This is a genomic window from Saccharopolyspora soli (genome assembly GCF_022678645.1).
GTDB lineage: Bacteria > Actinomycetota > Actinomycetes > Mycobacteriales > Pseudonocardiaceae > Saccharopolyspora > Saccharopolyspora soli.
This window is the reverse complement of the sequence record NZ_JALBWV010000020.1, coordinates 121,801-137,329: the sequence shown is the minus strand read 5'-3', so window position 1 is coordinate 137,329 and position 15,529 is coordinate 121,801. Positions and strand designations below refer to the sequence as shown.

At 67.6% G+C, this 15,529-nt stretch carries 16 protein-coding genes; 12 read left to right on the top strand and 4 right to left on the bottom strand.

Features of this window, described 5'->3' with window-relative positions; translation table 11 throughout:
• Window positions 1-279: 279 nt before the first annotated feature.
• Both MOQ72_RS17525 and MOQ72_RS17520 read left to right on the top strand, forming a co-directional pair.
• Window positions 280-2,829, top strand: a complete 2,550-nt coding sequence (locus MOQ72_RS17525) for a DUF4118 domain-containing protein (protein WP_242184792.1) — start codon at window positions 280-282, stop codon at window positions 2,827-2,829.
• Window positions 2,826-3,506, top strand: coding sequence for a response regulator (locus MOQ72_RS17520; protein ID WP_242184791.1), 681 nt, complete (start codon window positions 2,826-2,828; stop codon window positions 3,504-3,506). The genes MOQ72_RS17525 and MOQ72_RS17520 overlap by 4 nt, the downstream gene beginning before the upstream one ends.
• Window positions 3,507-3,572: 66 nt before the next feature.
• Here MOQ72_RS17520 and MOQ72_RS17515 read toward each other — a convergent pair whose 3' ends face one another.
• Window positions 3,573-3,818 (bottom strand): hypothetical protein, encoded by a 246-nt coding sequence (locus MOQ72_RS17515; RefSeq protein WP_242184790.1) that lies wholly within the window; start codon window positions 3,816-3,818, stop codon window positions 3,573-3,575.
• 138 nt (window positions 3,819-3,956) lie between these two features.
• Between MOQ72_RS17515 and MOQ72_RS17510 the strand changes: the two genes are divergently transcribed.
• The 8 genes from MOQ72_RS17510 (at window position 3,957) to MOQ72_RS17475 (ending at window position 9,798) form a co-directional block, all read left to right on the top strand.
• Window positions 3,957-4,796 carry a helix-turn-helix domain-containing protein gene (locus tag MOQ72_RS17510; RefSeq protein WP_242184789.1) on the top strand — a complete coding sequence of 280 codons (840 nt, stop codon included), beginning with the start codon at window positions 3,957-3,959 and terminating at the stop codon, window positions 4,794-4,796.
• Between the two features lie 23 nt (window positions 4,797-4,819).
• Window positions 4,820-5,083 (top strand): DUF397 domain-containing protein, encoded by a 264-nt coding sequence (locus MOQ72_RS17505; RefSeq protein WP_242184788.1) that lies wholly within the window; start codon window positions 4,820-4,822, stop codon window positions 5,081-5,083.
• 110 nt (window positions 5,084-5,193) lie between these two features.
• Complete coding sequence (locus tag MOQ72_RS17500; RefSeq protein WP_242184787.1) at window positions 5,194-5,568, top strand: hypothetical protein; 375 nt, start codon at window positions 5,194-5,196, stop codon at window positions 5,566-5,568.
• 11 nt (window positions 5,569-5,579) lie between these two features.
• Entirely contained in the window at window positions 5,580-6,170 is a 591-nt protein-coding gene (locus MOQ72_RS17495) for a DUF3558 domain-containing protein (RefSeq protein WP_242184785.1), read from the top strand.
• 9 nt (window positions 6,171-6,179) lie between these two features.
• Window positions 6,180-7,445 (top strand): hypothetical protein, encoded by a 1,266-nt coding sequence (locus MOQ72_RS17490; protein WP_242184783.1) that lies wholly within the window; start codon window positions 6,180-6,182, stop codon window positions 7,443-7,445.
• 1 nt (window position 7,446) lies between these two features.
• The gene (locus MOQ72_RS17485) at window positions 7,447-8,250 is read left to right on the top strand and encodes an ESX secretion-associated protein EspG (RefSeq protein WP_242184781.1); all 804 of its coding nucleotides are present in this window, start codon (window positions 7,447-7,449) and stop codon (window positions 8,248-8,250) included.
• 208 nt (window positions 8,251-8,458) lie between these two features.
• On the top strand, window positions 8,459-9,082 hold the full coding sequence (locus tag MOQ72_RS17480; protein ID WP_242184779.1) for a nucleoside/nucleotide kinase family protein: 624 nt from the start codon (window positions 8,459-8,461) through the stop codon (window positions 9,080-9,082).
• 293 nt (window positions 9,083-9,375) lie between these two features.
• Window positions 9,376-9,798 (top strand): hypothetical protein, encoded by a 423-nt coding sequence (locus tag MOQ72_RS17475; RefSeq protein ID WP_242184778.1) that lies wholly within the window; start codon window positions 9,376-9,378, stop codon window positions 9,796-9,798.
• 30 nt (window positions 9,799-9,828) lie between these two features.
• On the opposite strand, the gene MOQ72_RS17470 is transcribed toward MOQ72_RS17475, so the two are convergent.
• Both MOQ72_RS17470 and MOQ72_RS17465 read right to left on the bottom strand, forming a co-directional pair.
• Window positions 9,829-9,972: a hypothetical protein gene (locus tag MOQ72_RS17470; protein WP_242184777.1), complete on the bottom strand. Its 144-nt coding sequence runs from the start codon at window positions 9,970-9,972 to the stop codon at window positions 9,829-9,831.
• 123 nt (window positions 9,973-10,095) lie between these two features.
• Window positions 10,096-10,581 carry a hypothetical protein gene (locus MOQ72_RS17465; RefSeq protein WP_242184776.1) on the bottom strand — a complete coding sequence of 162 codons (486 nt, stop codon included), beginning with the start codon at window positions 10,579-10,581 and terminating at the stop codon, window positions 10,096-10,098.
• 144 nt (window positions 10,582-10,725) lie between these two features.
• Here MOQ72_RS17465 and MOQ72_RS17460 point away from each other — a divergent pair, with 144 nt between their 5' ends.
• Window positions 10,726-11,019, top strand: coding sequence for an acylphosphatase (locus MOQ72_RS17460; RefSeq protein ID WP_242184775.1), 294 nt, complete (start codon window positions 10,726-10,728; stop codon window positions 11,017-11,019).
• A 256-nt stretch (window positions 11,020-11,275) separates the two neighbouring features.
• Window positions 11,276-15,076, top strand: a complete 3,801-nt coding sequence (smc, locus tag MOQ72_RS17455; RefSeq protein WP_242184774.1) for a chromosome segregation protein SMC — start codon at window positions 11,276-11,278, stop codon at window positions 15,074-15,076.
• A gap of 24 nt (window positions 15,077-15,100) precedes the next feature.
• On the opposite strand, the gene MOQ72_RS17450 is transcribed toward smc, so the two are convergent.
• Window positions 15,101-15,412 carry a hypothetical protein gene (locus MOQ72_RS17450; protein ID WP_242184773.1) on the bottom strand — a complete coding sequence of 104 codons (312 nt, stop codon included), beginning with the start codon at window positions 15,410-15,412 and terminating at the stop codon, window positions 15,101-15,103.
• Window positions 15,413-15,529 lie beyond the last annotated feature (117 nt).

The window sequence follows — 15,529 nt, the reverse complement described above, 5'->3', positions numbered from 1 at the left end:
TAGGCGCGGGGGCGTGGTGAAGGTGACGACCCTCAACGTCGCGGTCCAGCCGGCCATCCGCTGCCCGGGCGCTGCGGGGTTGCGGGAGCCGCGTGTTCTCGCTAAACCGCGCTTTCCGGCCAGGTCGCAGGCGAGTGCCTCGGTTCGAGAATGGTGGAGGCCATTTTCGCGTTGCTGATTACGGTGGGTGAACAGCGGTGGTGCGGATCGAGCCCGCACCGGCGATCTCATTCGATGGCACTGGCCGCTGATAACAGCGGCTCGTAGGAGACTGGACGCGTGGCGGAGAAAGGACGAAGGCGAGGCGAACTGCGGATCTACCTCGGTGCGGCTCCAGGAGTCGGCAAGACGTACGCGATGCTCAACGAGGCGCATCGCCGGGTGGAGCGCGGCACGGACGTGGTGGTCGGCTTCGTGGAGGACCACGGCCGCACCAAGACCGCCGCGCTGCTCGACGGCCTGGAGGTCCTGCCGCGGGCGCGCATCAACCACCGCGGGGTAGAGCTGACCGAGCTGGACCTCGACGGGCTGCTGGCCCGCAAGCCGGAGGTCGCCATCGTCGACGAGTTGGCGCACACCAACGTGCCCGGCTCGCGCAACGAGAAGCGCTGGCAGGACATCGACGAACTGCTCGACGCCGGGATCAACGTGCTGTCCACGGTGAACGTGCAACACCTGGAAAGCCTCAACGACGTGGTGGAAACCATCACCGGCATCCGGCAGCAGGAAACGGTCCCGGACGAGGTGGTGCGCCGCGCCGGGCAGATCGAACTCGCCGACATCACGCCCGAGGCGCTGCGCCGCCGCATGGCGCACGGCAACGTTTACTCGGCGAACCGCGTGGATGCCGCGCTGGGCAACTACTTCCGCACCGGGAACCTGACGGCGCTGCGCGAGCTGGCGCTGCTGTGGCTGGCCGACCAAGTCGACGTGGCGCTGCGGCGCTACCGCGCGGAGAAGAAGATCACCGCTACCTGGGAGACGCGCGAACGCGTCGTGGCTGCGGTCACCGGCGGCCGGGAGAGCGAGACGCTGATCCGCCGAGCCCGCCGGATCGCCGCTCGCGCGGGTGCGGAACTGCAAGTGGTGCACGTGCTGCGCGGTGACGGGCTCGCCGGGGCGTCGCCGCGCGGGATCGCCCGCGCGCGCAAGCTGGCCGATGCCGTCGGCGCCAGCTTCCACACGGTCGTCGGGGACGATGTGCCGGAAGCACTGCTGGAGTTCGCCCGCGCCGCGGACGCCACCCAACTGGTGGTCGGCACCTCGCGGCGCTCCCGTTGGGCGCGGCTGTTCGACGAGGGCATCGGCGCCACCACGGTGCAGAAGTCCGGCCCGATCGACGTGCACATAGTCACCCACGACGAGGCCGGAGGGCGCCCATTGCTCAAGAAGTTCGCGCGCAATCCGCTGTCCTCGGCCCGCCAGTTGTGGGGCTGGCTGCTCGCCGCGCTGCTGCCCGGCGCGGTCACCGCAGTGGCGTTCACCCTCGGCGACGTGGCGCTGTCGACGGACGTCGTCGGCTACTTCATGGCCACCACCATCGTCGCGCTGGTCGGTGGGATGGCACCGGCGATCGTCGCTGCGTTGCTCTCGGGCGGACTGCTGAACTTCTTCCTCACCCCGCCGCGCTATTCGCTGGCGGTGGCCGATCCGCAGAACGTGGTGGCGCTGGGGGCGATGGTGATCGTCGGCATGCTGGTCGCGTTCATGGTCGACCGCGCCGCGCGGCTGGCCGACCAGGCCAACAACGCCCGCACCGAAGCCGCGCTGCTGACTTCCTATGCCCGAACTGTGCTCACCCACCCCGATCCGCTGCCGCGGTTGCTGGAGAAGGTGGTGGAGAACTTCGGGTTGACCTCGGCGGCACTGCTGGAACGCACCGACGACCGGTGGCACGTCGCGGCGTCCACCGGCCCGCAACCGTGCACCAAGCCGGATGAGTCCGATGTGGACATCGAGGTGAACCCGGACGTGCACCTGGTCCTCAAACGACCGGGCAACAGGCCATTGCCAGCCGCTCACCGCACGGTCCTGGAAGGCGCGGCGGGTCAGGCCCTGGTTGCGCTGCGCCAGCAGCGGATGGCCGCTGACGCGTTGGAAGCGCAGCGGCGCGCGGACGCGACGCACCTGCGCACCGCGCTGCTGTCGGCGGTCGGCCACGACCTGCGCACTCCGCTGGCGTCGATCAAGGCGTCGGTGAGCAGCCTGCGCGCGCCCGACCTGACGCTGTCCGACGAGGACACCGCCGAACTGCTCGCCGGGGTGGAGGAATCCGCGGACCGGCTGACCGAGCTGGTCGACAACCTGCTGGACTCGTCCCGGCTGGCGACCGGCGCGATCGTCCCGCAGCAGCGCCCGGTCAGCTACGACGAGGTCGTGGCGGGCGCGTTGGCCGGGCTGGACGGGCGGCAGCACATCGACGTCGACATCGAAGAAAGCCTGCCGCCGGTGCTCGCCGACGTCGGGCTGCTGGAACGGGTGGTGGCCAACGTCGTGCAGAACGCGCTGAAGTACGGCCGTCCCAACGGCCGCCCGATCGGAGTGCGGGCCAGCGAGCACGCCGCATGGGTCGAGTTGCGCGTGGTCGACCACGGGCCGGGGCTGCCGGAGGGCACCGCCGACACCGCGTTCGAGCCGTTCGAACGGCTCGGTGAACACGGCGAGCGCGGCGACACCGGCGCGGCCGGAGTTGGGCTCGGGTTGAGCGTGGCGCAGGGCTTCATGGCGGCGATGCAAGGCACGATCCGAGCCGAGGACACCCCCGGCGGCGGGTTGACGATCGTGATCTCACTACCAGCGGTCACCGCTGATGGGCAGGGGAGACTATGACGAGGGTTCTGGTTGTCGACGACGAGCCGCAGTTGTTGCGCGCATTGCGGATAAATCTGACCGCGCGCAGCTACCAGGTGCTCACCGCCGTGGACGGCGCGTCCGCGCTTCGTGCGGCCAGCGACGGCAAACCCGACGTGGTCGTGCTCGATCTCGGCCTGCCGGACATGGACGGCAGCGAGGTCATCGCGGGCCTGCGCGGCTGGACCACGGTGCCGATCATCGTGCTGTCGGCGCGCACCGACTCCACCGACAAGGTGCACGCCCTGGACGCCGGGGCCGACGACTACGTCACGAAACCGTTCGGCATGGACGAGCTGCTGGCCCGCCTGCGCGCGGCGGTGCGGCGCGCGAACACCAGCGGATCCGCGGATCAACCGCTGGTGGAGACCTCGACGTTCACAGTGGACCTGTCGGCGAAGAAGGTGTCGCGAGACGGCGTGGAGATCCACCTGACGCCGACCGAGTGGGGCATGCTCGAAGTCCTGGCCCGCAACAAAGGCCGCCTGGTGGGCCAGAAGCAGCTGCTCAAGGAGGTGTGGGGCCCGCAGTACGCCAACGAAACCCACTACCTGCGGGTTTACTTGGCCCAACTGCGCCGGAAGCTGGAGCTGGACCCCAGCCACCCCCGCCACCTGATCACCGAAGCAGGCATGGGCTACCGCTTCGAACCCTGACGATCTCATGAGTGCGAAAACCGGCTGGAACCGGCTTTCGCACTCACGACCCCATGGAGCTCCCAGTCAAGGGGCTGCGAGGTCGGCTTCGACCTGGGTGATGGCTTCGTCGAAGGCGCGGCGGAACGCCGCGACTTCCCAGGGGTGCAGGCGGAAGAGTTCGGTGTCGTCCGGGCCGCAAACCTCCAGTTCGCCCGCCCCGACACCTATCGAGCACACCGCGAGCTCCCCGTGAGCGTCCCGGCAGCGCAACAACCACTCCCGCTTCGGCTCCGACTCCCGAACCCGAGACTCCCCAGCACTTGACGCCATCTCTACCTCCCGGTGTTGAGTCTGGTTGACACTAGAAATAATCGGTTGCGTGCATTTCTTGCCACAAGTACACGAATCGGTGATAGATCATCTGATCCTGCCGCTATAGCGTTTTCCTGTTGATTCAAGGAGGTTTCAGTGGCACGTCGGGCAGGCCCCTCGGTTCGTTCTCGCCGCTTGGCGTACCTGTTGCGCAGGCAGCGGCTGGCAGAGGGGTTGACGGCAGCGGATCTTGCACGAGCTGTCGGCATGTCAGCTAGCAAGATCAGTCGCTTCGAGAGTTCTGAAAGCGGTATATACCTGGATGATCTGGAGAAGCTGCTCGACTTCTACCGCCTGTCGAAGAAGCGTCGCGTTGAGCTGTTGGACATCGCCCGCCACGCGGAACAACGCGGCTGGCTGCGCTTGAGCAATACCAACCTTCCGGAAGACTGGCAGACCTGGACGGATTTCGAGGATGAAGCAAGCGCGCTGTTGAACTACGAGCCGCTGGCTCTTCCAGGGCTCCTGCAGACACCGGAGTACACCAGGGCAATCATTGAGGCGACCGGACAGCTGAGCGCGCGTGAGGTCGACTCGTTGGTGTCTGCCCGAATGGCACGTCAAGGGCTTCTCAGCAAGGAACAGCCGCTGGTGTTGCACGCGATTGTTGAAGAGTCGGCGCTGACGCGTCCAATCGGCCCGGAAGGCGCGCTGGAACGGCAACTCCGCTACCTCGTCGATGCGGCTGCACGGCCAAATATCACGATTCAAGTGATGTCTCACGACGCCGGTCTTCACGCGGGATTGAACGGGCCGTTCGTCATCCTGGAGTACGACTCTGAAGCCAGCCTGGTGTTGGTGGAGCACAAGACGGTCAACCTGTTCATGGACGAAGATGCCCAGTTGGCCGTGTACGCATCGGCGTGGGATGAGCTGGTGCGCAAAGCAAAAGAGCCGAGTGACTCGATCAAGTTCCTTCAAACGCTCGTTGCGTGATCACGGCGTGTCATCATGCAGCCATGAGCCTCGATGACCTGGCTGCCGCTGTCTGGCGGAAGTCGAGCCGCAGCACGGCGAGCTCCAATTGTGTGGAAGTGGCTTTCATTGGTGACTCGTGGTGGAAGTCCAGCCGCAGCGCGAACACCGCCAACTGTGTCGAGGTCGCCAGGCGGGACGCGGTTGTCGGGGTGCGGGACTCGAAGGATCCAGGTGGCGGGGTGCTGGTGTTTTCCGCGCTGCGGTGGGCCGATTTCGTCGGGAGTCTCATGCGGGTTGGCGTATAGGTCCGTAGGGTTGGTGTGAAGTTTTCGCGAGTTGGTGCGTGGCGGGAACGCCCGCTGCTAGGGTCGGCGTCGACCCGGTGATCAGATGCCGCGACCTGGGGGTTTCCGCGATGACGACACCAGCTCCACCGCCACCTCCGCCGGTCCCCGGCGGCCCCGGTCAGATGGTCACCGTCAACAAGGACAACGTCCTTGAGGTGCGCAAGATCATCCTGATGGCAGCGGAGGACGCCCGGGAGAAGCTGGCGAGCCTGGCGCCGAGCCTGACGGTCACCGCTCCTGCTGGCGACAACATCAGCACGACTTCGGCGGCGGTGTGGACCGGGAATCTCGTGGGAAATCCGGATTCGCACTACGCGAGACTGATGCAGTACGTGACCAACGTCTTCGAACTCGGGCTCCAGATCGAACAAGCCGCCAAGGATTACGGCTACACAGACGATGAGATTGCTGCGTCTTTCCAGCCGCAGCAAAGGCAGATGTGAGAGGAGTCCCGGTGCGGGTGCGTCTCGGGTACGGCTTGATCGCATTGGCTGCCGCCGCAGTTGCGCTGACCGGCTGCACGGTGAACGGCCCGGATCCGGAGCCCACCAACTCGACTCCGACCACCGAGGCCGAGTCGTCGCTGAATCTCCCGCAGCGGCCGAGCGAATTGCCGATCGCGGGCAAACAGGATTCGGATGTGTGCACCTGGCTGACCTCCGAGCAGAAAGCCCAGCTGGAGGCAGGCGGCGGGCGACCGGTGGTCAAGAACGGGAACAACTACAACGGTTGCACCTTCCTCGGTCAAAGCGGAAACGCGCAGTTCGGTATCACGCTGCGCATCGTGCCCGAGGGCCTTGCGGAATTCTCGAAGAAGCTCGCCGGGGCGCCGGAGACCATCGATGTCAACGGCTTCGGCGCGGTGCAGGGACAGATTCCGGGCGCCGAAAGCCTCGGTTGCGCGGTGTTCGTCGATGCAGCCGAAGGCCAAACGCTCTACGTCGACTTCGGCCTCACCAGCCCCGGTGCCCTGAACAACCAGCAGATGTGCGAGCGGGCCAAGCAGGCTGCCGAAGCGGCCGTGACGGCTTTGCAGAGTAGCTAGGGGGCAGTCGTGACCAGCATCGATCCGATTCGCGATATCCGGTTCGAGGGAATGGACATTGCCCAGCTCCAGGAGTGGATCAGCCAGATCAAGCAGGGGCGCGGCACGGAGTCGATGCAAGGCGCGGTCCGCGCGCTGGAGCAGTGCGTTCAGGTGGTCGTCGATCTCGACGACACGTTGCGCCGCGAGCTCGGCAAGCTGCAGATCGCCTGGGAGGGCAACGCCGGGAGTCTCGCGGCCGCCGCCACCCAGCAGACGGCTGTGTTCATGTCCGACGCCCCGGATCCGCTGAAGGCTTCCGCGGACAGCGTCGACGCGCAGGGCCGAGGCTACGAGTCGGCGCGGAACAACCTGCCGAACAACGATGAGTTGCGGCACAAGCAGTCGGAGAACGTGCTGGAGTGGGCCGGTGGCGGCTTCGGCTACGAGAGCGACTACGACAAGGAAGCCAAGGCGATCGAGGCGCAGCGGCAGGCCGCGCAGGCCGCGCTCGCTTCTTACCGCGACACGTCGGTCAACCAGGCCGACCGCTACGAGCCGCTGCCGACGATGCCCGCCGCCGCGGTCGCCGCAGCGCCGTCGTCGAGCTCCGTGCCAGGTACGCCTGGCATCGGTGTTGGCTCCGTCAGCGGAACCCTCCCGCCAGGCGATGCGCCCGGCGCCGTTGTCGGCGGCCCCGGCAATGTGGGACGCGGCGGCGGTGACAACCGCGCGACCCCGGTGCCCGGTGACCGCAGCGGTGGTGACCGGCATCCGTCCGAGGAGTACACGGCTGACGAGGTGGATCCGAATCCGGAGGCGAGCGAGGCGGGCACCGGCATCAGCACCGGCACCGTTCTCGGCATCGCCGCTGGCGGTGCGGCAGTTGCCGGAATCGGGGCCTACGCCGCGAGTCGGATGCTTGGCGGTCGCGGTCCCGCTGGGGCTGCTGCGGGTGCTGGCGGCAGCGTGCGCGGCGGTGTCGAAGGCAAACCCGACCTGGCCCGAGGCGGGGCGTCCGGCATCGGCGGCGGCCCCGGCGACACCACGGCCGGGCGGTCCGCGGGCAACACACCGGGTAGTCGTCCGGCCGCTGGTTCGCTGATGGGGCCTGCGGCGACGCGCGGTGAGAAGCGCGCCGAGGACGCCGAGCACGAGAACAAGTACGTCGCCGAGGAAACGCCGTTCGACGACGAACGCCTGGTCGCCCCGGCGGTGTTGGGGCACGTCGAGCCCGCGGCCGAGCCCGAGGACGACGAAGACGCCGACGACGATGAGCCGAAGAAGCAGGACTGACGTGCGCCCTGGAGCCGAAGCCGATCCAATCGTGCTGTCCGCATTGGAATTCGATGTGGTGTGCGAAGCGGAGAAGCTCACCGACCGTCGGCACATCATCCTCAACGTGCCGAGCCCCGGAGCGACGTTCACCGAGCGGGCTCAACTCGTCGTGGACGCGTGGGAGGGGCTGCGCAACCGCCGCCTCGCCGAGGCCAAGCGAGATCGAGTCGACGTCGACTTCGCCGACCTGCTCGGTCTGCTCAACCGGCCGCAGCGCAGCATCGACGTGCGGATCTGGGCCGACCGGCCGATCCGCGCCCTGGCCGCGGCCAACGGCGGCACCGGTCTTCTGGCCATTGTGGACGGTGACATCGTCGAGCTCACGCCGATCCGGGGGAGTTCGCTCGCCGAGGCAGCAGTGTCGGTGGCAGGCGAAATGTCGCCCGGCCCAGGCCGCGCGATCAGCCTGCCCAACGACATCCTCCGCGAAGCAAGCGACTACGCGGGCCCGAGCAACCCGCTGGTGTTCACCGACGAACTCCGATCCCTGGGCATTTCCCCGGACGACGCCGCCGACATCGCGAACATGGCCGACGGCATGGGAATCCGAGGCCAGTTCGGCGTGGAAACCTGCCCGAACCGAGGCGGCAAACCCGAACGAGCCAACCGAGTGGTGGCCTTCCACGACACCGGGAAGGGCCGCTACAGCCACGTGGTCCGAGCCAGCGGAGACGGCCGCCGCTGGAGCACGATAGCCCCGGCGGACAACGCGAGAATAGCGGAATACACCAAAGAACTCCTCGCCGAACACTGGCAAGACTGACCACTCGGACGCGCTTTCATTTGTTGGAACAGTTGCGCATTTCTCTGCTTCGCATCGTGCGTCGACTGTCAGCGGCGGCACGTTTCCGACCGTCACGCATGTTTCGGGAGAAGAACGGGACGTGGTCGCGCGGGAGGTGATCCGGAACTTGCCGCGGTCGTAGGTTCGGGGCCGCGTAGCCTGGGCTGCGGTTTCGTGGAGGTGTCCGTTGGTCGGGTACGTCGAGTTGGTCAAGCGGGCTCGGGCTTTGGTCGGGGCCGGGCAGCGGCGGGTTTTGGGGATTGCTGGGGCTCCTGGGGCTGGGAAGGGGACCGTGGCCGCGCGGGTTCTCCGGGAGCTCGGCGGATTGGCCGTTCTGGTGCCGATGGATGGGTTCCACCTGGCCAATGCTCAGTTGCGGCGGCTCGGGCGGGCTGATCGGAAAGGGGCTCCCGACACCTTCGATGCCGCCGGGTACGTCGCGTTGCTCCGGCGGATTCGGGAGTGCGGGCCGGACACCGTTTATGCTCCCGAGTTCCACCGGGAGATCGAGGAATCCTATGCCGGGGCCATCGCTGTCGAGCCCGACGTTCCGCTGGTGATCACCGAAGGCAACTACCTGCTGTTGGACACCCCGCCCTGGTCGGCGGTTCGGGAATTGCTCGATGAAGCCTGGTTCCTCGCGCCCGATGACGACATTCGGGTGCAGCGGCTCATCGCTCGGCACATCAGTTATGGCCGGACTCCCGAAGCGGCGGCGGAATGGGTGCATCGCAGCGATGAGCGGAATGCTGCAGTTGTCGCGGCGAGTCGGGATCGGGCAGATCTGGTCGTCTTCGGTGATCCGCGGTGATTTCTCCTTGGTGGATCCGAATAGTTTTCCGAATGTGCTGCCCAGGTTTTCCTGAATTGGGTAAGCTTCGGTTGTCGGAGGCCCTCGGCGGATGGTCCGTGTCGTGGTAAATGGCCGGGCGATCTGCTGGACAACTCGCTGACCTGTGGGGATGTCGTATATTGACCGTTGGTCAATTGGGTTTTTCATTCGCTCATTGTTGGCTGGAGAATCCGCCGGAATGCTGGCTATGTTGGTTCTCGTCCGACTCCGGACGGCATTTCCGGAACGCTTTCAACGAGGAGTGAACGACCATGGCGAACAAGCTGACCCGGGTTCTCGCGATCGGTGCCTCGGCGACCGCACTGCTGGGCGGGATGCTGATTGCCGCCCCCGCTGCTTCCGCGAGTGCGCAAGGGTGCGCGGGAACAAATCTGCGCACCGATCCGGCGCTGCTTTGCACCACCGTTGACGGCGAAAGCACGACGGTCAAGAACATCCAGGCTTCGATCGACATCAAGAATTACACGTGCAACGCCGACTTCAAGGTCTGGGGAACGTACGCGGACGGCCGGAAGTATTCCGACAGCGGGCACGCCAAGTGCGGTCTGGGGCGGGTTTGGGTCGATTTCAAACCGGGCGGTGGGAAGTTCAAGGACGGCACCAAGGTGTGCGGCGCATTGGTCGAGAACGGCAAGGTCCGGCCGGAACACGCCTGCATCGAAATCAAGAAATGACCGGACGTGCCGTGAGCTCGACCAGCGGGCTCACGGCACCACCGCCACCTCGAAGTAGATCGGTCGCAGAGCGCTCGCCGGGAAGAACAGGACGCCGTTCTCGTCGACCATCTTCCACGCGATCTTGCACCGCCCCGGCGCATCGCCCGCCTCGACCGGGACGCTCAGCCGCACCGGCTGCCCCGGCTCGACGGTGGCGATCGACAGTGCCGAATCCGCTGCGGTGCGCGGCCGCAGCAGGCAAGTGGCGGAATCTGTTGCCCTGGTTGGGAGCTCGGTGCTACCAGCCCAGCGTCATCAGAATTCGCCCGACGTCTCCGAACCGGTGGTCGGCGTCGGCGTTGGTTTCGAGGTCGACGTGGGCGGCTTGGTCGAGGTCGGCGGTCTGGTGATCGTCGGCGACGGCCGCGTCGGCGTTGGCGTCGGCACCGTTGGTGTCGGGGGCGGGAGCTCCGGCGGAGCGTCGCTGCTCGACGAGGTGTGCGACGTCGATTTGCTGGTGGGCGTGCCGCCCCGCTGCGACGTTTCGATGCCGTTGATTGGCGGCGGGGGTGGCAGCAGCGGCGGTTGGAAGGAAGTTTGCGCTGGTCGGGACGTGGCGGTCGGCTTCAGCGTGAAGTCCGGGGTCGCCTCGTCGCGTTGCTGGGAGCCAGCGACCATCGCGGCCGTCGTCGCGAAGACGGTCGCGACGGCGATGCCCGACGCGGCCAGCATCACCAGGCGTTTCGGCCGCGCGTCCGGGTCTTCCAGCAGCATCGGGTCCATGCCTGCCCCTCGGCTCATCGGGCGTGCGCAGCACGGATGCCCCGAAAACATCCAGCTGCCGCCCGGAATTCGGGCGGATCACACCCGCGTTTCGGGTAACCGTAGCGATCGACGCAAGTCGCCCTTACCGCAGGGCCGCGATCGGTGCGGACATGCGGCATCATGCCGGGCGTGACGGATTCGCAGCAGGCACGGCTGACCGCATGGGTGCACGGGCGCGTGCAGGGGGTGGGTTTCCGCTGGTGGACGCGATCACGAGCGTTGGGACTCGGCCTGGTCGGCAGCGCCACGAACCTGCCTGCTGGCCGGGTCGAGGTGGTCGCCGAAGGATCCCGAGAAGCCTGCGAGAAGCTGCTTGCCGCGCTGCGCTCCGGCGATGCGCCGGGCCACGTCGACCACGTCGCCGAACAGTGGTCCCAACCCAAGGGCGGCCTGACCGGCTTCGTCGAGCGCTAGCCCGCGGTGCCGTCAGCGTCCTGCGGTGAGAGGGTTCACCTGCGAAGATCGTGGCCCTGGAAGTTTCAGGTAACTCGAAGTTCTGATTGCTGCCGCAATCTTCGCCGATGTTGTTGTTGATCTCGTCCGGACGGCTCACCGGGCAGAATCGCCGCAACCAGCGGTTCTGCGCTGTTGCCGGTGGGCGCAGCGGTAGGCTCGGCCGGATATGACCCGCCGGTCAACCGGATGAACCACGGGAAGGTCGATCGCAGCCGTGCACCTGAAGAGCCTGACGCTGAAGGGGTTCAAGTCCTTCGCCTCGGCCACCACGCTGCGCTTCGAACCCGGCATCACCTGCGTCGTCGGCCCGAACGGCTCGGGCAAGTCCAACGTGCTCGACGCGCTGACCTGGGTGATGGGCGAGCAGGGTGCGAAGGCGCTGCGCGGCGGCAAGATGGAGGACGTGATCTTCGCGGGTACCGCGGGCCGCGCCCCGCTGGGCCGCGCCGAGGTCACGCTGACCATCGACAACACCGACGGCGCACTCCCGATCGAGTACACCGAGGTCTCCATCACCCGCCGGATGTTCCGCGACGGCGCCAGCGAGTACGAGATCAACGGCAACTCGTGCCGGTTGATGGACGTGCAGGAACTGCTGTCGGACTCCGGCATCGGCCGCGAAATGCACGTCATCGTCGGACAGGGGCAGCTGGCCACCATCCTGCAGGCCAAGCCGGATGAGCACCGCAGACTCGTCGAAGAGGCCGCGGGCGTGCTCAAACACCGCAAGCGCAAGGAAAAGGCGCTGCGCAAGCTCGACGCGATGCAGGCCAACCTGACCCGGTTGACCGACCTCACCAGCGAGTTGCGCCGCCAGCTCAAACCGCTCGGCAAGCAGGCCGAGATCGCTCGCAAGGCGCAGACCGTGCAGGCCGATCTGCGGGACGCGCGGCTGCGGCTCATCGCCGACGACCTGGTCAACGCGCGTGCCGACCTGGCCCGCGACGAAGCCGACCAGGAAGCCGCGCGAGCCAGGCGCACCGAGGTCGAGCGTGCGCTGCAGTTCGCCCAGTCCGAGGAGAAAACCCTCGAAGAGCAGGTCGCCGCCGATGCGCCGCGGCTGGCTCGGGCGCAGGAGACCTGGTACCGGCTGTCCGCCCTCGAGGAGCGGCTGCACGGCACGCTGCGGCTGGCCGCAGAGCGTCATCGGCACCTCACCGCGCAGACCGAAGAACACCGGCCCGGCCGCGACCCCGACCAGCTCGACGCCGAGGCCGAAGAGGCCGCCGAGCAGGAGATCGAGCTCCGCGAACAGGTGGAAGAGGCCCGCGAAGCGCTCAACGAGGTGGTGCAAAGCCGTTCGCAGCTGGAATCCGCGCTGAAGCAGGCCGAGCACGCCCACTTGGCGGCAGTGCGGGCGATCGCCGACCGCCGCGAAGGCGCCGCGCGGCTCTCCGGTCAGGTCGAGTCGCTGCGCAGCAAGGTCAGCGACACCGCCGACGAGATCGAACGGCTCTCGGATGCCTTGGAGGAAGCCACCGCGCGCGCCGAGGAAGCGGAGCGCGCGCAGGCCGATGCCGAGGAGGAAAGCGGCGGCTACGACTCCGACGACGCCGGGCTGCAGGAACGCCGCGAAGGCGCAGCCGAAGCGCGTGACGCGGCTCGGGCCCGCGTCGAGGAACTGGTGAAGGCGGAGCGAGCCGCGGAGCGGGAGATCGCGTCTTGGAAGGCGCGGGTCGAGGCGCTGTCGATGGGCTTGCAGCGCAAGGACGGCGCGGGCGCGCTCATGTCGGCCGGGGACCGGGTGCCGGGCTTGCTCGGATCGGTGGCTGCGTTGCTAAACGTCGAACCCGGCGCGGAGGCGGCGCTGGCCGCGGCGCTGGGCGCCGTCGCCGATGCGGTCGCGGTTCGCGGTGTCACCGACGCGGTCACCGCACTGGAACTGCTCAAAGCCGACGAAGCAGGGCGAGCTGGCCTGCTCATCGGTTCCACTGTGGACATCCAGCGGTCCGGCTGGCCGCAGCTGACCGGCTCGGCGCGCTGGGCGGCCGACCTGATCAGCGCGCCGGATGAGATGCGGGCGGCGTTGACCAGGGCGCTGGACCGCGTCGCGGTCGTCGAGACGTTGGCCGACGCCCAGCAACTCGTGCAGCGCGAGCCCGAAATCCGGGCCGTCACCACCAGCGGCGATGTCCTCGGCGCGCACTGGGCCATCGGCGGCTCCGACGACCAGCAGAGCACCATCGAGGTGCAGGCAGCCGTCGACGAAGCCGAACGCGAACTCGCGGCCGCACAACGACGTCTGGAACAGCACTCGGCCGCGCTGGAAGGCGCGCGAGCCGAAGAAGAGGCGCGGCGCGCCGAGGTCCGCGCCGTGCAGGAGCAGATCAACGACGCCAAGGTCCGCCAAGCTCGCAGCACCGAGCGGCTGTCCAGCCTGCAACGCGCGGCCCGCTCCGCAGTCGCGGACGTCGACCGGGTCCGCCAGCAGCGCGTGAAGGTCGAACAATCCCGCGAACAAGCCCTGGTCAAGCTCGCCGAACTCGAAGAGCGGCTGACCGTCGTCAAATCGGAACAAGACGAGGCCGCGGAGCCCGACACCGACGAGCGGGACCGGCTCAGCGCCGAGCTGAACACGGTGCGACAGCAGGAAATGGATGCCCGGCTCGCGCAGCGCACGGCGGAGGAGCGGGCCCGCGCCGTGCAGGGGCGCGCCGACCAGCTGCGCCGAGCCGCGCGCCACGAGCGCGAAGCGCGCGCCCGCGCTGAGGCAGCGCGTAAGGCCAGGGAACGCGCAGCGCGCGTGACCCAGGCCGTTGTCGCCGGGTGCGAAACGGCGTTGGAGCGCATCGCGCGGTCGCTGAGCGCCGCGACGGAGGAGCGGGACGTCGCGCAGGCGAAGCAGAGCGAGCACGAGCAGGCGCTCGGCGCCGTGCGAGCGCGGGTGCGCGAGCTCGGCGGGGAGCTGGAGAAGCTGACCGATGCGGTGCACCGCGACGAAGTCGTGCGTGCGGAGCAGCGGCTGCGCATCGAGCAGCTGGAAACCAAGATCATCGAGGATTTCGGGATCGGGCTGGACGACCTGGTCGACGAGTACGGGCCCACCGTGCCGATTCCCCCGAGTCCCGCCGAGATGGCCGAGTACGAGGCGGCCAAGGAACGCGGTGAGGAGGTCAGCGCTCCGCCGCCGGTGCCGTTCGACCGGGCCACCCAGGAGCGCCGCGCCCAGCGCGCCGAGAAGGACCTCGCCTTGCTGGGCAAGGTGAATCCGCTGGCGCTGGAGGAGTTCGCCGCGCTGGAGGAACGCTACAAGTTCCTGTCCACCCAGCTGGAAGACCTCAAGGACAGCCGTCGCGACCTGCTCAGCGTGGTCAAGGAGGTCGACGAGAAGATCCTCGAAGTGTTCACCTCGGCCTTCCACGACGTGGCCAACGAATTCGAGACCGTCTTCAAGGTCCTGTTCCCCGGTGGGGAGGGGCGGCTGACGCTCACCGATCCCGACGACCCGCTGACCACCGGTATCGAGGTCGAGGCGCGGCCGCCGGGCAAGAAGGTCAAGCGGCTTTCGCTGCTCTCCGGCGGTGAGAAGTCGCTGACCGCGGTGGCCATGCTGGTGTCGATCTTCCGAGCCCGCCCCTCGCCGTTCTACGTGATGGACGAGGTCGAGGCGGCGCTGGACGACACCAACCTGCGGCGCCTGATCACGCTGCTGGACCAGTTGCGCGCGACATCGCAGCTGATCATCATCACGCACCAGAAGCCGACCATGGAGATCGCCGACGCGCTCTACGGCGTGACGATGCGCGGCGACGGCATCACGCAGGTCATTTCCCAGCGCCTGCGCGGTGATTCCGGCAGTCGCCGCAAGGCAGCTGAAGTACCGGATGCGCCACCGGAGGGCGATGTCGCGTCGGTGCTCGCGGACCAGACTGGCATTGCGGTCGAAACCGATGCCGCTGCGTCGGACACTTCGGAAAACGTTGCGGCAGAACCCATTCCGGGCTCGGAAACCGTGTCTGGAAAAGGTGCGGATTCGGACGAGGCGCAGCCGAACGAAGAGCAGGACGGCGTATAAATCGCGTTCAAATCGTGGTCGCGGTCAGGCGTAGTCGCCGAGTGCGTAGCCGACGCTGAACGCGACCAGCGCGACGACCAGGGCGAAGCCGAGCACCACGGACCAGCCCGGCCGGGTGGGCTTCCAGGCGGGCCCGGTGTGCCACGACGTCGGTTCCGGTGGGGAAATCCACTGCGGCGCCGCGCGATTCCACAACTCCGGCCGCCCCAACTCGGACCGGCAAGAACCGCATTCCGACAGGTGGGTATGCATCATCAGCCATTCGACGTCGCTGAGCGCGCCAGTCGAATAGGCGTTGACCAACCCCCGGAATTCCGCGTGATCGATGTCTTGCACTGCTACCCCGTTCGCAGCTCGGGCGAACATCGCCTGCGTAATTCATCGACTCGACGGGACTCCCGCTGAAGGGCCGAACGCAGGCATTAGTGTGGGCAGCCACGTCGGTTCCGGTGT

Coding starts and splice junctions, on each gene's coding strand:
- MOQ72_RS17520 (WP_242184791.1), top strand. CDS start 2,826: ATGACGAGGGTTCTGGTTGTCGACGACGAGCCGCAGTTGTTGCGCGCA.
- MOQ72_RS17515 (WP_242184790.1), bottom strand. CDS start 3,818: ATGGCGTCAAGTGCTGGGGAGTCTCGGGTTCGGGAGTCGGAGCCGAAG.
- MOQ72_RS17505 (WP_242184788.1), top strand. CDS start 4,820: ATGAGCCTCGATGACCTGGCTGCCGCTGTCTGGCGGAAGTCGAGCCGC.
- MOQ72_RS17500 (WP_242184787.1), top strand. CDS start 5,194: ATGACGACACCAGCTCCACCGCCACCTCCGCCGGTCCCCGGCGGCCCC.
- MOQ72_RS17475 (WP_242184778.1), top strand. CDS start 9,376: ATGGCGAACAAGCTGACCCGGGTTCTCGCGATCGGTGCCTCGGCGACC.
- MOQ72_RS17465 (WP_242184776.1), bottom strand. CDS start 10,581: ATGAGCCGAGGGGCAGGCATGGACCCGATGCTGCTGGAAGACCCGGAC.
- MOQ72_RS17460 (WP_242184775.1), top strand. CDS start 10,726: ATGCCGGGCGTGACGGATTCGCAGCAGGCACGGCTGACCGCATGGGTG.